Annotated in this window: 1 protein-coding gene; it reads right to left on the bottom strand. The window is 73.5% G+C overall.

Annotated elements, in window-relative coordinates:
* A partial coding sequence (locus ACR9ZK_RS21635) for an HRDC domain-containing protein (RefSeq protein ID WP_481344021.1) occupies positions 1 to 653 on the bottom strand: 653 nt, incomplete at its 3' end.
* Positions 654 to 675: the final 22 nt, after the last annotated feature.

Raw genomic sequence — 675 nt, 5'->3', positions numbered from 1 at the left:
AGGTCTACACTCTCTCCGTCGTCGGCAGCGTCAGATGTGTATAAGAGACAGGGGGGGAGGTCCTCCTCGGGCAGCGCGAGCGCGCGGCCGACCGCCTCGAGGATGGCCTCCTGGTTGCGACGGATCGAGCGCGCCAGACGCGGTTCCGGCGACCCGACCGACCGCGGGGGCGTCGTGGCCCGGGCGTTGGCGACGGCGACCTCGCTGATGGCGGCATCGGGCAGGACGCGTCCGGGGGAGACGTCGCGCTGCTGGGCGACGGCGTCGCGCCAGAGCCACAGCTCGCGCACGATGGCCAGGCCGCGGCGGCCCCGCACCCGATGCATCCCGGACGTGCGGCGCCACGGGTCGACGCGCGGGTCGGGACCGGTGAAGGACAGCAGGCTCTCGAACTCCTCGGCGGCCCACGCGGCCTTGCCCTGGCTCGCGAGGTCGGCGGCCACGGCGTCCCGGAGGTCGGACAGCACCTCGACGTCGAGGGCGGCGTAGCGCAGCCACGGCTCGGGCAGCGGCCGCGAGGACCAGTCGACGGCCGAGTGCTCCTTGGCCAGCTGCAGACCCAGGTAGTGCTCCACCATCGCGCCGAGGCCGACGCGGGGCAGCCCGGCGAGGCGGCCGCCGAGCTCGGTGTCGAAGAGCTGTCTCTTATACACATCTGACGCTGCCGACGACGGA

The organism is Monashia sp. HAY1-5C, from assembly GCF_056755255.1.
The sequence above is the reverse complement of the archived record's forward strand: the minus strand, read 5'-3'. Positions and strand labels throughout refer to the sequence as shown.